The organism is Streptomyces nanhaiensis, assembly GCF_046614825.1.
Classification (GTDB): domain Bacteria; phylum Actinomycetota; class Actinomycetes; order Streptomycetales; family Streptomycetaceae; genus Streptomyces; species Streptomyces radiopugnans.
The window spans coordinates 1-18092 of the sequence record NZ_JBKJFM010000129.1 but is presented as its reverse complement, the minus strand read 5'-3'; the positions used below and the strand labels follow the sequence as shown (position 1 = coordinate 18092).

General features: G+C 72.1%; 18 protein-coding genes. 11 read left to right on the top strand and 7 right to left on the bottom strand.

All coding sequences use genetic code 11. The features are described from left to right. Nucleotides 1-125: 125 nt before the first annotated feature. Nucleotides 126-695: an RNA 2',3'-cyclic phosphodiesterase gene (thpR, locus tag ACLIYP_RS23300; protein ID WP_412715076.1), complete on the top strand. Its 570-nt coding sequence runs from the start codon at nucleotides 126-128 to the stop codon at nucleotides 693-695. A 337-nt stretch (nucleotides 696-1032) separates the two neighbouring features. Here the strand turns inward: thpR and ACLIYP_RS23295 are convergent, their stop codons facing one another. The 6 genes from ACLIYP_RS23295 to ACLIYP_RS23270 all read right to left on the bottom strand — a co-directional run bounded on the left by ACLIYP_RS23295 (nucleotide 1033) and on the right by ACLIYP_RS23270 (nucleotide 6696). Continuing rightward, nucleotides 1033-2019: an aldo/keto reductase gene (locus ACLIYP_RS23295; protein ID WP_093658978.1), complete on the bottom strand. Its 987-nt coding sequence runs from the start codon at nucleotides 2017-2019 to the stop codon at nucleotides 1033-1035. Nucleotides 2020-2160: 141 nt separating this feature from the next. Further along, nucleotides 2161-2829 carry a hypothetical protein gene (locus tag ACLIYP_RS23290; protein WP_412715075.1) on the bottom strand — a complete coding sequence of 223 codons (669 nt, stop codon included), beginning with the start codon at nucleotides 2827-2829 and terminating at the stop codon, nucleotides 2161-2163. Nucleotides 2830-2994: 165 nt separating this feature from the next. After that, nucleotides 2995-4329: an APC family permease gene (locus ACLIYP_RS23285; RefSeq protein ID WP_412715074.1), complete on the bottom strand. Its 1335-nt coding sequence runs from the start codon at nucleotides 4327-4329 to the stop codon at nucleotides 2995-2997. Then, nucleotides 4326-4712: a hypothetical protein gene (locus ACLIYP_RS23280; RefSeq protein WP_412715073.1), complete on the bottom strand. Its 387-nt coding sequence runs from the start codon at nucleotides 4710-4712 to the stop codon at nucleotides 4326-4328. The genes ACLIYP_RS23285 and ACLIYP_RS23280 overlap by 4 nt, the downstream gene beginning before the upstream one ends. Nucleotides 4713-4723: 11 nt before the next feature. Then, nucleotides 4724-5461 carry a YqcI/YcgG family protein gene (locus ACLIYP_RS23275; protein ID WP_412715072.1) on the bottom strand — a complete coding sequence of 246 codons (738 nt, stop codon included), beginning with the start codon at nucleotides 5459-5461 and terminating at the stop codon, nucleotides 4724-4726. A gap of 479 nt (nucleotides 5462-5940) precedes the next feature. Continuing rightward, nucleotides 5941-6696, bottom strand: a complete 756-nt coding sequence (locus ACLIYP_RS23270; protein WP_412715071.1) for a GDSL-type esterase/lipase family protein — start codon at nucleotides 6694-6696, stop codon at nucleotides 5941-5943. A gap of 1041 nt (nucleotides 6697-7737) precedes the next feature. On the opposite strand from ACLIYP_RS23270, the gene ACLIYP_RS23265 reads away from it, so the two are divergent. The 8 genes from ACLIYP_RS23265 (at nucleotide 7738) to ACLIYP_RS23230 (ending at nucleotide 15725) form a co-directional block, all read left to right on the top strand. Then, nucleotides 7738-7929 (top strand): hypothetical protein, encoded by a 192-nt coding sequence (locus tag ACLIYP_RS23265; protein WP_412715070.1) that lies wholly within the window; start codon nucleotides 7738-7740, stop codon nucleotides 7927-7929. A gap of 37 nt (nucleotides 7930-7966) precedes the next feature. Further along, a complete protein-coding gene (locus tag ACLIYP_RS23260; RefSeq protein ID WP_412715069.1) occupies nucleotides 7967-8161 on the top strand; it encodes a hypothetical protein in 195 nt (64 codons plus the stop codon). A 349-nt stretch (nucleotides 8162-8510) separates the two neighbouring features. Then, nucleotides 8511-10262 (top strand): alpha/beta fold hydrolase, encoded by a 1752-nt coding sequence (locus ACLIYP_RS23255; RefSeq protein ID WP_412715068.1) that lies wholly within the window; start codon nucleotides 8511-8513, stop codon nucleotides 10260-10262. Further along, nucleotides 10259-10837: a hypothetical protein gene (locus tag ACLIYP_RS23250; protein WP_412715067.1), complete on the top strand. Its 579-nt coding sequence runs from the start codon at nucleotides 10259-10261 to the stop codon at nucleotides 10835-10837. The genes ACLIYP_RS23255 and ACLIYP_RS23250 overlap by 4 nt, the downstream gene beginning before the upstream one ends. A gap of 49 nt (nucleotides 10838-10886) precedes the next feature. Then, nucleotides 10887-11642 (top strand): class I SAM-dependent methyltransferase, encoded by a 756-nt coding sequence (locus tag ACLIYP_RS23245; RefSeq protein WP_412715066.1) that lies wholly within the window; start codon nucleotides 10887-10889, stop codon nucleotides 11640-11642. Further along, nucleotides 11639-13399 (top strand): ABC transporter ATP-binding protein, encoded by a 1761-nt coding sequence (locus ACLIYP_RS23240; RefSeq protein ID WP_412715065.1) that lies wholly within the window; start codon nucleotides 11639-11641, stop codon nucleotides 13397-13399. Before ACLIYP_RS23245 ends, ACLIYP_RS23240 begins: the two co-directional genes overlap by 4 nt. After that, on the top strand, nucleotides 13396-14877 hold the full coding sequence (locus tag ACLIYP_RS23235; protein ID WP_412715064.1) for a phytoene desaturase family protein: 1482 nt from the start codon (nucleotides 13396-13398) through the stop codon (nucleotides 14875-14877). The genes ACLIYP_RS23240 and ACLIYP_RS23235 overlap by 4 nt, the downstream gene beginning before the upstream one ends. Then, nucleotides 14874-15725, top strand: coding sequence for a nuclear transport factor 2 family protein (locus ACLIYP_RS23230; protein WP_412715063.1), 852 nt, complete (start codon nucleotides 14874-14876; stop codon nucleotides 15723-15725). Before ACLIYP_RS23235 ends, ACLIYP_RS23230 begins: the two co-directional genes overlap by 4 nt. Here the strand turns inward: ACLIYP_RS23230 and ACLIYP_RS23225 are convergent. Next, nucleotides 15710-16552 carry a M23 family metallopeptidase gene (locus ACLIYP_RS23225; RefSeq protein WP_412715062.1) on the bottom strand — a complete coding sequence of 281 codons (843 nt, stop codon included), beginning with the start codon at nucleotides 16550-16552 and terminating at the stop codon, nucleotides 15710-15712. The genes ACLIYP_RS23230 and ACLIYP_RS23225 overlap by 16 nt on opposite strands. Nucleotides 16553-16693: 141 nt before the next feature. On the opposite strand from ACLIYP_RS23225, the gene ACLIYP_RS23220 reads away from it, so the two are divergent. Together ACLIYP_RS23220 and ACLIYP_RS23215 are read left to right on the top strand one after the other, a co-directional pair. Then, a complete protein-coding gene (locus tag ACLIYP_RS23220; RefSeq protein WP_412715061.1) occupies nucleotides 16694-17734 on the top strand; it encodes a 3-oxoacyl-ACP synthase in 1041 nt (346 codons plus the stop codon). Then, nucleotides 17731-18036: an acyl carrier protein gene (locus ACLIYP_RS23215; RefSeq protein ID WP_412715060.1), complete on the top strand. Its 306-nt coding sequence runs from the start codon at nucleotides 17731-17733 to the stop codon at nucleotides 18034-18036. The genes ACLIYP_RS23220 and ACLIYP_RS23215 overlap by 4 nt, the downstream gene beginning before the upstream one ends. Nucleotides 18037-18092 lie beyond the last annotated feature (56 nt).

Genomic DNA, 18092 nt, shown 5'->3' with positions numbered 1-18092 from the left:
GCACCGCCCCCGCCGCCGCCCCGGCCGCCGCGCCGCCCAGCGCCCCGGCCTCCGCGCCGGGCGAGGACCGGGACCACCGCAGGGACGTGCTCGCGTGAGCGGCCCGCCCGCGTGAGACTCCTCCCATGAGGCTTTTCACCGCCGTGCTGCCGCCGCCCCCCGCCGTCGCGGAACTGGCCGGGGAGGTGGAGCGGCTGAGGGGACTGCCCGGCGCGGACCGGCTGCGCTGGGCCCTCCCCGAGGGCTGGCACTTCACACTCGCCTTCCTGGGCGAGGTGGACGACGACCTGCTGCCCGCGCTGTGCGAGCGCCTGGAGCGCGCCGCCCACCGCCACCACCCCTTCGAGGTGCGGCTGGCCGGGGGCGGCCGGTTCGGCGACCGGGTGCTGTGGGCCGGGGTGGACGACGGCCGCGAGCCGCTGCGGCGGCTGGCCGACTCCGTCACCGCGGGCGTCAACCGGGCCGGGGTGCCGACCGACGACCGCCCCTACAAGCCGCATCTGACCCTGGCCCGCGCCGGCCGCCGAGGGCCGGGCCCGGACCTGCGCCCCCTGGCGGCGGCCCTGGAGGACTTCGCGGGAAGCCCCTGGCGGGCGGAGGAGCTGACCCTCGTACGCAGCCGGCTGCCCCGCTCCGGGGTGCCCGGGGAGCATCCCCGCTACGAGACGCTGGCGGCCTGGCCGCTGGGCCACTGACGGGCCGCCGAAGGGCCACTGACGGGTCGCCGACGGGCCGCAGACCGGGCCGCCGAAGGGCTCCCGGCCGGGCGGGCTACCGTTGGGGCGTGGACCCGAAGACCCGTACCCGCATCGTCAGCGGGGCCCTGGTGCTCATGCTCGCCGTGGTGATGCTGGCGGCCCTCATCGGCTGAGAGGGCCGCCCGGGCGGCGGTGCGATCGTACGAACGGCCTCCCGGCCGCCACGGAGGACGGCCGTCCGCCCCGCCGGGCGGCGGGGCGGACGGCCGTGGGCGTCAGGCGCCCGCACAGTGCGGGCGCACCGGGCGCGTCACCGGGCTCGCCGCCCGGAGCGTCACCAGGCGAACGCCTCCGGGGACGGCCCGGGGCCGGGGAAGATCTCGTCCAGCGAGGCCAGCAGCTCCTCGCTCAGCTCCAGCTCCACCGCGCGCAGCGCCGAGTCGAGCTGCTCGCGCGTGCGCGGGCCGATGATCGGGCCGGTGATGCCTGGCTGGGCCAGGTGCCAGGCCAGGGCCACCTCGCCGGGCTCCAGACCGTGCTTGTCCAGCAGGTCCTCGTACGCCTGGACCTGGTCGCGCAGTCCGGGGTTGTTCGCCAGCGCCTGCGACGAACGGCGCTCGGGGTTCTCCCGCTCCTTGCGGAGCACGCCGCCCAGCAGGCCCCCGCCCAGCGGGGACCACGGGATGACGCCGAGGCCGTAGCCGCGCGCCGCCGGGATGACCTCCATCTCGGCGCGGCGCTCGACGAGGCTGTACTTGCACTGCTCGCTGACCAGGCCGAGGCGGCCGGTACGGGCGGCGGCCTCGTTGGCCCGGGCGATGTGCCAGCCGGCGAAGTTGGACGACCCGACGTAGAGGATCTTGCCCTGCTGGACCAGGACGTCCATCGCCTGCCAGATCTCCTCCCACGGCGTGTTCCGGTCGACGTGGTGGAACTGGTAGAGGTCGATGTGGTCGGTGCGCAGCCGCTTCAGGCTGGCGTCCACGGCGCGGCGGATGTTCACCGCGGACAGCTTGTCGTGGTTGGGCCAGACGTCGCCGTCCGTGGCCGCCATGTTGCCGTACACCTTGGTGGCGAGGACGACCTTGTCGCGGCGGTCGCCGCCCTTGGCGAACCAGTTGCCGATGATCTCCTCGGTGCGGCCCTTGTTCTCGCCCCAGCCGTAGACGTTGGCGGTGTCGAAGAAGTTGACGCCCGCGTCGAGCGCGGCGTCCATGATGGCGTGGCTGTCGGCCTCCTCGGTCTGCGGACCGAAGTTCATCGTGCCGAGGACCAGGCGGCTGACCTTGAGACCGGTGCGTCCGAGCTGCGTGTACTTCATGGGTACCAGCCAACGTGCTGGAGTGGGCTCGAAGCAAGAGCGGCACGGCCGGAGCACCCGACCTCCGGAAACCGCCGCGCGGGGTCCGGCCCCGGTGCGGCACGACCGAAGGGCCGGACCCCGCGCGGCGGGCCCGCGCCGTCAGGGCGCGTCGGCGACGACGAGTTCGGTGGCGGTGATGTCGGGCCGCAGACGGGCGAGCAGCTCCAGGACGGTTCCGCCCGCCTCCGCGGTGTGGCCGGCGCCGGTGCCGGGGCAGCCCAGGACGACCATCACCGCCTCGGTGGTGTCGTCGAGGAGCTGGAAGTCGGCGCTGTCGCAGTCGCGGCGCCCCAGCCAGGCCATGGGCCGCAGCTCATCGCCGTCCCGGCCGCCGTGGAGCCCGTAGACCAGGTCCCCCTCGGGAACGGGCCTGGAGCGGTCCGAGAAGGCGGGGACCATGCGCAGTCCGGCGGGGGCGCGGGTGATGAGCATCCGCGCGCCCCCGGTGTCGTCCGCCCGGTGCAGGCCGATGCCGCCGCCGTGCTCCATGGTGGCGGCGTTGACGGCGTCGACGACGGGCCCGTGGGAGCGCCAGCCGCGCTCGGCCACGGTGCGCCGCAGCCTCTCCCCGGCCGGGACCGTGCCGGGGTGGCCCAGCGCCGCCAGCAGCTCCCGGTACCCGGGCGGGTGCTCGCCGCCGCCGAACGCCGCGGCCTCCCCGGCGCCGATACCGGTCCCGGACAGCAGGGGCCGGCCGGACTTCAGGGACCACACCCGGGGGTGGCGCAGCCCCAGGTCGCGGGCCGATGCGGAAAGCAGGACGTTCAAGGCTGCCTCTCTCGTGGAGTCTCGTGGCGTCTCGTGGAGTCTCGGTGCGGACGGACCGGCGCCGGCGGGACCCCGTGCCCTCACCGGGTGCGGACCCCGCTTCGTCCCGGGCATACTGCCGTGCCGCCCGGGCACCGCCGAACCGGCGCCCGGGCGGCACGGCCGTCAGCTCCCCGGTGCGGCCTCCCGCCGGTTCCCGCCCCGCCGCGACAGGGCCCAGCCGATCACCAGCAGGGCCAGCGCGTACCCGAGCTGGAGGACGCCGAAGGTCAGCGCCAGCAGCCCCAGCAGTACGGCGATGGCGATTCCGAACACCCTGGGGGCGCCGGCCTTGAGCCGTGCGTAGACGACCGCGGAGAACAGGTAGAGCAGGAAGAAGTTCTGCCCCGCGACGGTCAGCAGGTCCGACAGCGACAGCAGGTCGGACGCCGTCGCCAGTGCCATCAGGCTGAAGACCGCGACGCACACCGCCACCGCGTTGCGCGGGGGCGTGCCGGCCGACCGGCTCAGCCTGGCCAGGGGACGCGGCAGCAGCCCCTCGCGGGCACTGGACATCACCAGCCGGGAGGCGGCCCACACCGCGCCCACCAGATTGGCGGCGATGATCACCACGCCCAGCACCGACACCACCCAGGCCAGGTTCGGGGCGGCGGCCGACACCACGGCGTGGATCGGGGAGGAGGCCGCCTTGGGGTCGTCCTCCGCCAGCCGCGTCTGGACCGCCCACGCCAGCAGGACGTAGAGGGTCGTGACGACGAGGAAGCTGATGACCACCACCCGGGGGAAGTCCCTGCGCGGGTTGGCGTACTCCTCGGTGGTGAAGGAGAGCATCTCCCAGCCGGTGAACGCGAAGAACACCGCTCCCAGCGCCGCCACGCCCAGCGCGAGCTCCTCCGGCCGGGCCGGCGGCAGGTGCTCCACGGGATCGCCGCCGGACAGGCCGAGCACCGCCGCCGCGAGCAGTCCGGCCGTCATGAGCAGCGCCAGGACGATCTGGATGCGCGACGACACCGATCCGCCGATCGCCACCGACAGGCCGGCCAGCGCCAGCAGTCCGATCGCCGCCGCCCAGGCCGGGACCCCGTGCAGACCGGGGATCTGCTGGAAGTAGAAGCCGCCGGTCAGGGCGATGGCCGGGATGCCGAGGCCGAAGGTGCCCAGGAGCATGACCTCCACGCCGGCCGCCCAGGAGCGGCCGAACCCGGCCTGGACGAAGCCGGCGACGCCCCCGGCGCCGGGCAGGTCCGCGCCCAGCCGGGCGAAGACGATCAGCAGCGGGACGGTGACGGCGGCGGCCACGAGCCAGGCGTAGAGGGCGGCCTGGCCGGTCTGGTGGTAGGCGATGCCGGGTGAGACGAGGGCGCCGCTGCCCACCACGATGGTGATGGCCAGCGCCACGGCCCCGGGCAGGCGCAGATGGCCCGCCATCCGCGTGGGGGGCCCGGCGTCCGCGCCCCCGGCCGCCCCGCCCGCGGCCTTCGTGCCGTGCGAACCGGTCACGCCGCGGATTCCCGTGCGACCGGGGTGGGGTGCGGGTGCTCGCCGTCGGCCAGGAACGTGGTCTCGGCCGTACGGCCGTCACGCGGGCGGATCATGTAGACCGCGCCCTCCGGGCCGGCCAGCGAGCCGTGCACGGTACCGGCGGGCAGCGTGATCCAGGTGCCCGCCGGGCAGTCGCGCTCCTGGTAGGCGCCCGCCGCGTCCCAGAAGAGCAGGGCGCTGCCCCGCAGTATGAACAACTCCTCGTCCAGACTGTGGTGATGCCAGTTGTGGACCTTGCCCGGCTGGTCGTTCTGCAGCTCGAAGCTGCCCTGGTGCGGCAGGAGTTCGGTGAGGTCGGCCGGGACGGCGGGGGCCGTGCGGCTGTCGAATCGGGGGCTCATGCGGCGGTCTCCTAGGCGTTGTCGGCGTGCTGTGCTTCGTGCCTGACGTGCAGGGGGCAGCGCGTCCCCCGGTCGTGAGGCGTGTTGTCGTCGTCCAGGAAGTACTGGGCCCACTCCAGGTTGCCCGGCTTGCCGTAACTGCCCAGGAGCGGACTGGCGGGGACGTCGTCGTAGGCGGCCAGGCGGCCGCGGATGATGGTACGGGCGTTGCGTCCCTGCCTGGAGTCCTCGGAGATGTCGTCGAAGACGAAGCGGGGCTGGAAGGTGATCGCGAGGTCCTCGAAGTAGCGGCTGTTGCGTCTGCGGTGGGCCGGGGTGTTGGCGACGACGAACATCGGCATCCCGGCGAAGACGAACTCCCACTCGGGGTCCTCGGTGTCCGGCGGGATGTCCGCCGGCCAGGGGGTGGTGTCCAGGTCGTGCACCCCCTGGAGCAGGTCCCACACCAGGGTGCGGAAGCCCTCCACGTCGCGGGCGCGGTCCTCGTCGGTGGTCTCGAAGAACGCCACCAGGGAGGTTCTGCGGCCCAGTTCGGGAGCGAGGGCGACGAAGTCGCCGAGTGCCGCCGCGAGCCGCCGGGCGAGGCCGTCCCCCCGTTCCAGGAACGAGAAGCGCAGGGTGGCCTTGCGCAGCGCGTCCACGCCGAAGACGCACGGGAAGAGGGCGCTCTCGTCGAGCATGCGCTTGCGGAACCGCTCGACGGCGTCCGCCTCCCACGCCTTCTCGCGGGGCTGCCGCGGGTCGCACACCAGAGGCGTGGTCAGCGGAAGGGCAGATGGCTCGGAAAAGGAGATTGAAGCGGAATCGGTCATCTGGATACCCCCCGTTGCGTATTGACAGGACGGTGCCGCCGGAATCCCGTCGGGGATTCTCCGCCGAAGTGCCGGTGGCGCCGAGATGGTTTCAGTACAGCCGTGGGAGGGAGGACTGTTTATTGAGCCAAACACCGTCTTTTTTCAGCCACTCCGGTGGGTGTGCACGGTCGGCTGAGAGCGCGTCCAGCGCGCTGAACACCGTTGCCGTAAGCCCGTGTTCGCAGGGGGATGTCCGGATCCGGTGCCTTTTTCGGTCGCGGTTGAAACAGGCATTCCGGAGCTCCGGTGTATGTCCGTCATCATTCCGGAGTCACGCTTGCCTGTTTTTCGCCGTCCGCCGCGGCGACCTTCCGGAAACCTCCGGAAAACTCTTCGCCGCTGCCGGGGGATTCCGGGGCGAAGGGGAGCGGAATTCAGTGTTCCACGGTGGCCGGCTCGGCCCGGCGGGCGCGGGGCGCACCCGGCTGGGCCCCCACCGCGCCCGCGCCGTACGGGCCGCCCACGCCCCACGCCCGGTGCAGCGCGCCGGCGAAGGCCGCGGCGATGCGGTGCTCGCCGGAGGCGGTGGGGTGGGTGCCGTCGTAGGTGTCGCGGGCCGGGTCCCAGTCGTGCGGCGGCACGGCCGTCAGCAGCGGCGAGGAGGGAGTGGACAGCTCGGCCGCGGCCCGGGCCAGCAGCCCGTTGAAGCGCTTGCACTCGGCGGCGAAGAAGGCGTCGTGCCGCGCCCGTGTGTTGGGGATCACCGGCAGCAGCGCCATCCGTACCCGCGGCTCGGCGGAACGGGCCTCGGCGACGAAGCGGCGGACGTTGGCGGCGGTGGCGTCGGAGCCGGTGTAGAAGCCGAGGTCGATCAGGCCCAGGAAGACCAGCAGGGTGTCGGCGCGGTGCTCGCGCACCGCGCCGCCTATCACCGGCGCCATGTGCAGCCAGCCCTCGCCCCAGCCGGCGAGGTGGCGGCGGGCGGCGGCGGGGAAGGCGGGGTCGGCGTAGTCGTGGGAGACCGGGGCGTCGGCGGCCTTGTCGTACAGCGCGTCGCGCGGGCCGACGATCTCGTACGCGGTGCCGTGCGGCCCGCAGGTGCGCTCCAGGTGCCGCCACATGCGGTGGCGCCAGGTGTGCTCCCCGGCGCTGCCGATGGTCATGGAGTCGCCGACGAAGAGCACGCGCATCCGCTCATCTTCCCGGAAGGCGGCCGTGACCTGCGACGTGACGCCCGTCACCCGGCGGCGCCGGCCGTCTCGCGGGCCGGGAGGGCGCGCCGCCGACGGGCGACAGAGTCCGGCAAGGTGGGCATAGCGCAAAAATCTTCTCCATTCGCATTTGAGGGGTTCGAACGAAGATGATGGATATTGGCTCCGATAATCGCCTTCGGTGTGGAGCGGTCGAAAATGGATCCAGAATGGCCGGTGCGCGGCGAAGCGGTGTCATGATCTTTTCCGCGGGGAAGGGGGATCGAGAATTTTTCTTCGCCCCCTGGTTCTCCCGTGTCGCATGTGTATACTCCGGTGGGCAAGCATGTCGCGGCCCCTTCCTGACCAGTAGGGGCGGTGGTTGATCCTCGCGTCCGCAAAGCGGGCATATGGAAAAAGCCAGGGGGAAACATGCAGAAAGCCAGTCCCGGTGGCAGAGCCTTGTCTGCGCCGGCATTAGTTCACCGGACGGGACCGACCATCCCGCCGAAAGTGGGCGAGAATCCCTTAAACGGGCTCTTGGGCGTGCTGTCGGACGGCCCTTCTTCTCTGTGATCCACCGATTCGCTTGACGGCGGGCGAGTGCCGCCTCGGCTCGCGGTGATCTCCAACCTGACTGTTCAGCCGGCCTCACGGTTCGTGGACTGCCGCATGTGCATGCGGCCTCCTGCCGAGGGTCGGCGCCGAGTGGACGCCCGGCGCGCATTTCGCAGGGTATTCCATTTCCGACGGTGATGTGTTTCATTTCTGGTAGGCGGGGGAAGCTTTCCCGGGGCCCTCGCCGATCGGCTGACCTGTACTGGTGAAAAGGCTTTTCCGTTCCCTTGCGTGACGCGCGTAGCGTCCGCAGGACAGGCCTGCCCCGATGCATTCCGCGGAATGCCGGGAGCCGTGTCTCCCCCAAGACTTGCCCGGTGGTACCCGCCGGGCATGGCCGGACCCGTTCAATCGGTTCGGACGTACCACCACGCAAAACCCCGAGTGTTTTCCCTTGTGAGCCTGAGAAACAGGAGGAAAGAAATGGAGCAGAAGGTCGCCGCCTTCATGAACGAGCAGGACTTCGGCCCGCTGGAGCAGGGCTACCAGGACGACAACCCGGGCCCGGTCCTGGCCACCCCGGGTGCCGTCGCCACCTGCTGGTACGTCGGCGGTGCCGTCGTCGGCGCCGGCTCCGTGGTGGGCGCCTACGTCACCGGCCGCATCGTCGGCTGACCTGTCGTACGACAGTCGATTCCCGAAGGAGAGTGGAATGAGCAAGATCGTTGAGAGCGTCGTCGCCGTCACCCCCGAGGAGCTGACGGACGAGGTCCACGGTGAGTTCGGCGCGGTGATGCCCATCCAGGCCACCCCGGGTCTGGTCGCCTTCGGCGTGGGTTTCGCCGGCGGTGCCGCCGCCGCGTGGGTCACCGTCCAGGCGTACGAGGCCGGTCGCACCGCCGGCTGAGCCGTCCCGCCACTGAGTGAGTGGCATCTGTTCGGAGGCCCCACGGGCTTCTGAAGGAAACTTCCGGGGGCTGTCCTCCGGGAGCTGAGAGAGCTGCCGGGCCGCGGCGGAATCGCGGCCCGGCAGCCCTCGTAACCCTACCCTCGGCTGGCTCGACGCAGAGGAAAGCCTCGGCATGAAGATCCTAAAGAAGATCTCTTCTTCGCTGTTCTCACCGATTCCGATTTCCAGGGACCGCGCCATAGGTGTTTCGGAACGCCTCGCCGCTCTCTCCAGTCTCTCTTCTTCCCTGGAATATCTTCACCAGCATCGGAATCTGGGTCCGGGTGGTCTCAACGACTGGGAGATCATGAAGCAGACCCCGGAGAGCAGGGTCCCCGCCATCCAGAAGCTCACCAACGCCGTGAGCGGCAGGCGCACCACCCTGGCCCTGCACGCGACGCGCGTGGCCTGCAGCCTGGGGATGCTCATGCCGGGGAACGGCAAGTGGCGGGCCGCGGGCAACCTGTACCTCGGAGCCACCACCACGCTCCTGCAGGCCCGCCACCGCTACGGCACGGACGGCTCCGACCAGGTCGCCACACAGGTGCAGGCGGTCACCGGCCTGGCCCGGCTGTCGAACAGCCCGCAGGTCAAGGACGCCCTGATGTGGTACCTGGCGCTCCAGGCCAACATGTCCTACGCGGCGTCCGGCTGGACGAAACTGGCGGGGACCAAGTGGCGGGACGGCTCGGCCCTGCCCGGCGTGATGCGGACCCGCACCTACGGCTTCGAGCGCGCCTACCGGCTGACCCAGCGCTACCCCCGGTCCAGCAAGGTCCTGCAGCACGGGGTCCTGGCCATGGAGTGCCTCTTCCCGGTCGTCTACCTGGCCGGCGGGCGGCTGACCCGGCCGATGATCGGTGCGGCCGGCAGCTTCCACGTCGCCAACGCCTTCGTCATGGGACTGGGCCGGTTCATGACCGCCTTCCCCGCGATGCACCCCATGATCGCCTACACGACCGCGCCGCGGACGCTCCCGGCGGTGGCCGGCCGGGACGACCGGATGGTCAAGACCGCGCTGGCGCTGCTGGCCGGCGGCGTCGCGGGAGCGGCCGTGCTGGCCACCCAGCGGCGCGCCCGGGCCGTGGAGGGGTGGCCGATGTCCCGCACCGTCACCACCCGGTGCGGCAACGTGCTGCAGTACGACACCGGTGGCCGCGACATCGCCGACCGCCCGGTCCTCGTCTTCAACCACGGCCTCGCCTCGACCTCCGAGCACTTCGCGTGGATGGTCGAGCGGCTGGCGTTCGACTCCGGCCAGCCCGTGGTGACCTACTCCCGCGCCGGCTACGGCCCCAGCCGCCGGGTGAAGGACGCCCCCTACAGCCTGCAGGAGTCCGTGGACGACCTGGAGGACCTGATCCGCCACGCCCTGCCGGAGGACCGCAAGGTGGTGCTCGTCGGGCACTCGCTGGGCGCGGACCTGAACCGGCGGGCCGCGGAGCGGCTCGGCGACCGGCTGGCCGGTGTGATCTACCTCGATCCCACGCACCCGGGGCAGCTCGTGCGGTCGGGCAAGCAGAAGAAGGGCAGCGAGCTGTTCACCGGCTCCATCAAGGACATGGCGCGCTGGACGAGGCTGGGCTGCGGCGCGCTGATCGGGCGTCCCCGCTGGGTGGACGACCTGCCCTACCCCTACCGGGAGAAGGTGTTCTCCCTCTACACCGACTCGCGGCTGTGGACGGCCGCGGAGCGGGAGTGGGAGGTGGTCCGCCGTGAGTTCGAGAACTACGACGGCGAGCTGGCGCCGGTGCCCGCCCCGGGCCTGGTCGTCGCCGCGCAGGTGACCGTGGACATCGATCCGGAACAGCTGCTGATGTACCACGACATCGCCCGCTCCCACCAGGCGGCCGGCCGGCACGGCGAGGTCACCGTCGTGGAGCGCGCGGGGCACGACTCGATCCTGACCAACGCGCGTCACGCGCGTACCGCCGCGGACCTGATGGCGGCCTTCGTGGAAGAGCACTGCATGCCGCGGACCGCGGCGGACGCCACGGCCCCGGCCGGGAGACTCCCCGCGAAGCAGGGGAAGCCCGAGAAGGAGGACGAGCAGAAGTGAACCCCACCGCATTCATCAAGGACGCCTTCACCGGCCCCGGTGCCGTGACACGTCTCGCGGGCGCGGCCCTGCTGGTGACGACGCTGGCGGCGCAGCACCCGAACGCGGCCTTCGAGCGCGCGCGGGAGAAGGACCTGTTCTCCCTCGTGCCGAACTGGAAGTTCTTCGCGCCGAACCCCGCGACACACGACTACCACTACCTTTACCGGACCCTCGACGAGAACCGTGAGACATCCGCCTGGATCGAACTCGAACTGATCCAGAACCGCAAGATGAGCCAGGCGTTCTGGTTCTCTTCCCGCCGGACCGAGAAGGCCGTGTTCGACATCTGCAGCGCCATTCTCAAGAACATCTCCAAGGGGGAGGACCCGACCGGTTCGCCGCCCTTCCGGGTCCTGGCCGAATTCATCAGGAAGCAGATCAGGGACTCGCCGAACGTTTCCGACGTGCGTGGTTTCCAGTTCGCCGTGGTCCGCGCCGCCGGCCACGACGACAGCGAGGAGCCGGAGGTCCTCTACGTCTCCACCTACCAGGCGATGGACCCCGTCACCCCGGCCTTCCTGCAGGCCGCCTGAGACCGGCACCCCGCCGCGGGGACCGCCACCCACAGAGAAACGGAGAACCATGACGATCGCGGACATCGGCTACGGCAAACAGTTCGAGGGCTGGTACGACCGTGTCTTCCAGGACGACGCCGCCACCCGGGCCACCGTCGAGGCCCTGGCGGGATTCCACCCGGATCCCGCCCGGGGCACCTTGGAACTCGGCGTCGGCACCGGCCGGATCGCACTGCCGCTGTCGCACCGCGTCGGTCCGGTCACCGGTGTGGACTCCTCGCAGGAGATGCTGGCGGCACTGGAGAAGAAGGCCGATCAGGGGGAGGTGGTCGCCGAGCTGGGGGACATCCGTACCTACCGCGGCGACCGCCTGTACGGCCTGGTCTACTGCGTCTGCTCCACGCTCGCGCTGATCCTCGACCCCGAAGGACACCGGGAGGCCGTCGCCCGTGCGGCCGAGCACCTGCGGCCCGGCGGCCGGCTGCTGATCGAGACGCACAACCGCCCGGGCATCGTGGCCCAGCACCAGGGCCTGGCGCGCACCACGATGTTCGTGCCCTACCCGGAGCCGAACACCGGCATCCAGATGCATGCCACGCTCCTGATGGAGAACCAGCTCTGGCACGTTTCCACCGTGTGGTTCGAGTCGGACGGCACCCACCGCATCGGCACCGAGACCGTGCGGCTGCTCACCCCCGACGAGGTGGACGACTACGCGCGGGCCGCCGGGTTGCAGCCCGAGGGCCGGTACAGCGACTGGCAGCGGACCGACTACGTGCCCGAGGCCGGTCTGTTCATCACGTCCTACACCAAGCCGGCATGAACCTCAGGGAGATAGTCCGCCGCCACAAGGCCCTGCTGATCGCCGGCGTCGGCATGGGACTGCTCGGCGCGGCGGCCACGCTCGCCCAGCCGTGGATGCTGGGCCGGTTGATCGAGGCGGTGTCCCTGGACAAGGGGATCGCCTGGCCCATCACGCTCATCGCGCTGTTCTTCGTCGCGGACGCGGCGCTGGGCGCGGGGCACGCCTACGCGATCGGCCGGGCCGGCGAGAACATCGCGTTCGACGCCCGGCGTGTCCTGGGCGGTCGCCTGCTGCGCAGTCAGGTCCCCTACTTCTCGCGCCTGGAACACGGTGACGTCTTCACGCGCACCGTCTCCGACACCTCCGTGGCGTGTCTGATCATCGCGCAGGCGCTGGCCCAGGTGATCACCTCCGTGTTCATGGTGGTCGGCAGTGTGGTGCTGATGGCCAGGCTCGACTGGAAACTGCTGCTCACCACGGCCGGCTGCCTCGGACTGGCCAGTGCCATCGCACTGCTGCTGGCACGCCGGGTGCGCGTCGCCGCCCTGCAGAACCGTGAGGACATCGGCGCGTTCGGCTCGGGTCTGCAGCGGGTGCTCGGCGCGATCACCACGGTCAAGGCCTCACGCGCCGAGGAGCGGGAGACCGGGGAACTGGCGCGGCTGGCCAACCGGGCGCGGCGCAGCGGGATCCGGGTCGCCGGGCTCAGCGCGCTGCTCACCCCGACGATGAACGTCGGCACGCAGCTCTCGCTGGCCGTCGTCATCTCCTGGGGAATGGCCCGGGTGGCCACCGGATCGCTGTCGCCCGCCGACCTCACGTCGTTCGTGATGTACCTCTTCTACCTGGTGGCGCCGCTGGTGATGCTCTTCATGTCGATCGGTCAGATCCAGCAGGGCCGCGCCGCCGTCCAGCGGGTGACGGAGCTGGGGTCGATCCCGCAGGAGGAGCAGGAGGAGCAGGAGGAGGACGCCGGGCCCGGGACGGCAAAGTCCGGGACCTCCCGGGAGCGGGAGCCTGCCGGGGAGGCGGTGCCCGCAGTCGGTTTCGAGGGCGTCGACTTCTCCTACCAGGAGGGCGTCCCGGTGCTCAGGGGCGTCTCGTTCACCGTGCCTGACCGCGGTCTGACCGCGATCGTCGGTTCCTCCGGCGCGGGCAAGACGACGCTGTTCCAGCTCATCGAGCGCTTCCACCACCCCGACGCCGGCACGGTCCGGATCGCGGGCCGGGACGTCGCCGGCCTCCGGCTGGCCGAACTGCGTTCGATGGTCGGCTACGTGGAGCAGGACGCTCCGCTGCTGCGCGGCACGATCCGGGAGAACCTGACGTACGCCAACCCCGACGCCGACGACGCCGAGATCGCCCGCGCGCTGCGGCTGGCCAGCCTGGACGGCTTCGTCGCCGAACTGCCCGACGGGCTCGGCACCGAACTCGGCGAGCGCGGCGCGGGACTGTCCGGCGGCCAGCGGCAGCGCCTCGCCATCGCCCGCACGCTGCTGCAGCGGCCGGAGGTGATCCTGCTGGACGAGGTCACCGCGCATCTGGACAGCGACACCGAGGCGGCGCTGCGCGACGCGATCACGGAAGCCGCCCGCGAGTGCGCCGTGCTGGCCATCGCGCACCGCCTGTCCACCATCGTGCGGGCCGACCGCATCATCGTGATGGAGGAGGGACGGGTGCGGGCGGTCGGCACCCACCAGGAGCTCATGGAGAACGACGAGGTGTACCGCAGGCTCGCCGGCCGGCAGTCCGCCGCCGAGGGTGTGCTTGCATGACGCGTGCCGACATCGCCGTCGTCGGCAGCGGGCCGAACGGCCTGGCCGCCGCCGTCACCCTGGCGCGTGCCGGCCTGACCGTGCACGTCCACGAGCAGGCCGGCACCATCGGCGGCGGTCTGCGCGGCGAGGCCCTGTTCGACTCCGGGGTGCGGCACGACGTCTGCGCGGCCGTGCACCCGATGGCGGCCGCGTCGGCGTTCTTCCGCGAGTTCGACCTCGAGTCCCGCGGCGTCCGGATGCTGCAGCCGCAGGTCCCCTACGCGCATCCGCTGGACGACGGCGCCGCGCTCGCCCACCGCGATCTCGAGGAGACCTGCGAACGGCTCGGCCCGGACGGGCGGCGCTGGCGGCGGTTGATGGCACCGCTGGTGCGGCACAGTACGGGAGTGACCGACTTCCTGCTGTCCGGCCAGCGGTCCCTGCCGCGCGACCCCGCCGTCCCGCTGCTGCTCGGTCCGCGCGTGCTCGGGCACCTCCTGCGGGGTGACGGGCTGCGCACCGAGGCGGCCCGCGCACTGCTCACCGGGGTCGCGGCACACGCGGTGGGGCGGCTGCCCAGCTTCCCCTCCGGCGCCATCGCGCTGCTGCTGGGGCACCTGGCGCACGCGACCGGCTGGCCGCTGCCGGAGGGCGGCAGCGCCCGCATCGCGCAGGCCCTGGCCGACGACCTGCGGGTGCACGGCGGGGTGCTGCACACGGGCCACCGGATCACCGACCTCGCGCAGCTGGACGCCCGGGTGGTCATGCTGGACACCACCCCGCGCGGCCTGCTGGAGCTGGCCGGCGACCGGCTGCCGTCGGGCTACCGCCGGGCGCTGGAGCGCTTCGGCTACGGACCGGGAGCCGCGAAGGCCGACTTCCTCGTCAGCGAACCCGTCCCGTGGGCCGATCCCGAGGTGGGGCGGGCCGGAACCGTGCACCTGGGCGGCACCCGCGCCGAGATGCTGGCGGCTGAGCGCGCGGCCGTCCGGGGCGAGGCCACCGAGGAGCCGTTCGTGCTGCTGGTCGACCCGGCCGTGACCGACCCCGGCCGCGCCGTGGGGGGCCGCCGCCCGGTGTGGGCCTACGCCCACGTGCCCAACGGCGACACCCGGGACCCGGTGCCGCTGATCACCCGCCGCATCGAGCGGTACGCACCCGGCTTCTCCGACACGGTCGTCGCGGCTCGCGGGATCTCGGCGGCCGACTACGAGACGTACAACCCGAACTATCCCGGCGGGGACATCGGAGCGGGGGCCATCACGCTCACGCAGTCCGTGTTCCGGCCGGTGCCCGCCTGGAACCCGTACCGCACCCCCCTGCCCGGGGTGTACCTGTGCTCCGCGTCGACGCCGCCCGGCCCCAGCGTGCACGGCATGTGCGGCCACCACGCGGCTCGGGCCGTCCTCCGCAGGGAGTTCCGCATCAACACCGCGCCGCCCCTGGGCCCCGGGGGTGGAGCCATCCCCACAGAGAGAACAGGGAGAGTGTCATGAGCACTTCGCACCGCCCCACCTCCGCGGAGGACTTCGTCGGCTACCTCCGCGCCTACCACTCCGACGCCATCGACGGGGACGACCCGGTGGAGGAGGTGTGGGAGCGCTATCACCTGCCCGACGGCCCCCACCGGGTCAACGGCCGGATCTGGGACCGGAAGAAGAACATGCGCAGCCTCCGCTCCCGGCGCTCCCTCGACGCGCCGTACGAGCTGTACCTCCACGAGCTGGTGGTGGAGGGGAACAGGGCCGCCGCCCGGTACACCGTCAGCACGCCCATGGCGGGGAAGTTCCACAGCGCCACGGACGCGGCCGTGTTCGTCGAGATGGCCGAGGACGGGCGGGTGGCCCGGTCCGACGCCTTCTCCTCCAGCCGGCCCAGCTGGGCCGGGCACGGCGGGAACGCTCCGTCGGACGACGCGGCCCGCCCCGCGCCGGGCACCGCTCCGGCGCCGCCGCCGGCCGACGGGGCCGAGCCGACGCCGGCCCAGGACCCCGCCCACTACCTGCGGGCCTACTACGCCGCCGGCTACGACCCGGAGGTGCCGGTCACCGAGGCCCATGACCGTTTCCACACCCCGGACGCGGTGCACCAGGTCGGGGGGAAGGTGATGCAGCGCTCCGGTGTGCTGAAGGCACTGGAGGACGGACGTAAGCGGAAGCACAGCTACCCGGTGGAGGTGCACGAGACGCTGCGGGAGGGCAACCGCTTCGCGGCCCGCTACACCACCAGCCGGGGCGGGAACCCGAAGAAGCACCAGGAGGTCTACGCCTTCGGCGAGTTCGCCCCCGACGGCCGCGTCCGCCGGGTCTGCTTCGTGCTCGAACCCGGCTACGGCGCGGCGTAGGGGTCCGTCCGGTCGGCCGCCGCGGCCCGCACCGGGGTGAAGTGGGTGTTGTCCTCGGGCACGCCCCGGTGCTCCCGGCCTTCGTCGTCCCGGTAGTGCCAGGCGAAGCGCAGGCCGCGGGCGGAGGTGATGTCGGGGCCGTCCATGAGCTGGAAGTGCAGGTGGGGCTCGGCGGAGTTGCCCGAGTTGCCGCATTCGGCCAGCGGGCGGCCGGCCGTCACCCGGTCGCCCACGGCCACCTTCAGCGAGCCGCGCCGCAGGTGGGCGAAGACCGCGTGGACCCCGTCGCCCAGGTCGATGACGAGATGGTTGCCCAGCAGGTGGCGGGGAAGGCCGAGGGAGCGCACGAAGCCCTCCGCGAGCACGTAGAACAGTCCGGCCAGCGAGGAACGCGAGAGGTGGTCGCGCTGCCCGTCGGAGGCGGCCACCACCCGGCCGTCCGCCGGGGCGAGGACCGGCTCGCCGAAGGACGGGTAGGACTCGGGGCGCCGCGCCACCGGCCAGAGCCACACGGGTTCCGGCGCCGGCCTGCGCGCCATGTCGATGGCGTAGGTCTGCGCGAGGTTGTGAGTGTGGCTTGGGACCTTGGTGGCGGGCCCGTTGCGCGCCATCCAGCGGCCCTCCACGGGGGCGTCGAGGGCGACCGGCGGGGCCTCGTCGCGCGGCGGACGCTGTGCGCGGGTCATCGCCCGCCGCATCAGCATGCCGACCCCCAGCAGGGCGATTCCGGTGAGCCACAGCGGCCCGATGCCCTGGCCGTTGACGAGGACGCACACGGCGCCTGCGGCCATCACCAGGCCGTGGCGCTTCCAGAGGGTCTGCAACATGGGTGCCTTCCGTGGGGGCTGGTGGGTGGGACTCAGCATTGCAGACCAGTACCCATCTGAGACCTAGAATTACGTACTTACGTAATAACGTGTAGCGCGGTAGTGTTCAGCCGTCCGAGCCTTGAACGGGTGGGAGCGCACATGAGCGCTGAAGTCACGCTCCACACCGCGGCGCCCGTCGCGGTCGAAGCGGTCGGTCGGTACCTGCCGGACCGCACACACGCCGTCGCCGAACTCCCCGAGTTGGCCGGTCTGGCTGAGGCGGACCGGCTCACCTGCCTCAACCTCGGCATCGACACGGTCCTGGTGGACGACGGCCTGACCTCCTACGACCTGGCCGAGCGCGCCGCCCGCGCCGCGCTGGACCGTGCGGGGGTGCCTGCCGCGTCCCTCGGGGCGCTCATCGTGATCGAGCCGCGTGCCCCGGAGACCCTGATCAGCTCGGACGCGACGAGGCTCCAGCACGCGCTGGGCGCCGACGCGGCGACGACCTTCACGGTCGGAGGCCTCGGCTGCGTGTCCGTCGCCCCGGCCCTGTTCACGGCGCGCGGCCTGCTGGCCGCCGATCCGTCCATCGGCCACGTGCTGGTCGCGCACGGCAGCAAGCCGGCGGGCGGGGCCCGCTACCGGCACCCGGTGACCGTCAACGGCGACGGCGGCCAGGCGCTGCTGGTGACCCGCCCGCACCCCGCCGCGCCGATACGGCTGCTCGACCTCGTGCAGCACACCGACGGCCGGTACTGGGACCTCTTCCGCCTGGAGTACCGCGACCGGCCCACCGCGCGGTGGAGAGAGGAGTGCCGGGACCTGCCCGGCTACTCGTTCCGGCTGGCCATGGAGACCAGGAACCGGCTCGGCGCGCTGGTGGACGAGCTGCTGTCCCGCAACGGCCTCACCCGCGCCGACGTCGCCGGCTACATCAGCCAGAACCTGTCGGCGGGCGGACTGGCCTTCACGGAGGAGACCCTGGAGACCGGGCTGCTGCCGTCCTGCCGGGAGAACCTCCGCCGCTTCGGCCACCTCGGCCCGAACGACGTCTTCCTCAACCTCGACACAGCCCTTGCGGGCAAGGACCTCGTCGAGGGCGACCGCGCGGTTCTCGTCAACGTCAGCCCGGTGGCGGCCTGGAGCGCGCTGCTGGTCGAGATAGGTCCGCAGCAGGGCCGGGAGGGCATCGCATGAGCCACGGCACCGGGGAAACCACCGGGGAAACCGCCGAGGGGATCACCGGGGAGATCACCCGGTTCCTGACCGACGCACTGCGCCGGCCGATCGGCCCCGACGACGACTACTTCGAACTCGGCCTGGTCGACTCGCTGTTCGCGCTGGAACTGGTCACCTACGTCGAGCAGCGCTTCGACCTCACGGTGGAGGTGGAGGACCTCGACCTGGACAGCTTCCGGACCGCGCGCCGGCTCACCGGGTTCGTCCTCCGCAAGACCGGCGCCGACGCGCCGGACCGGACCCGTGTCGGCGACCGCTGAGCCGGCCGGCGCGCCGCCGCTGGTCGCGGCCGCCGCCGAGTTCGCCGCCGCGGCCC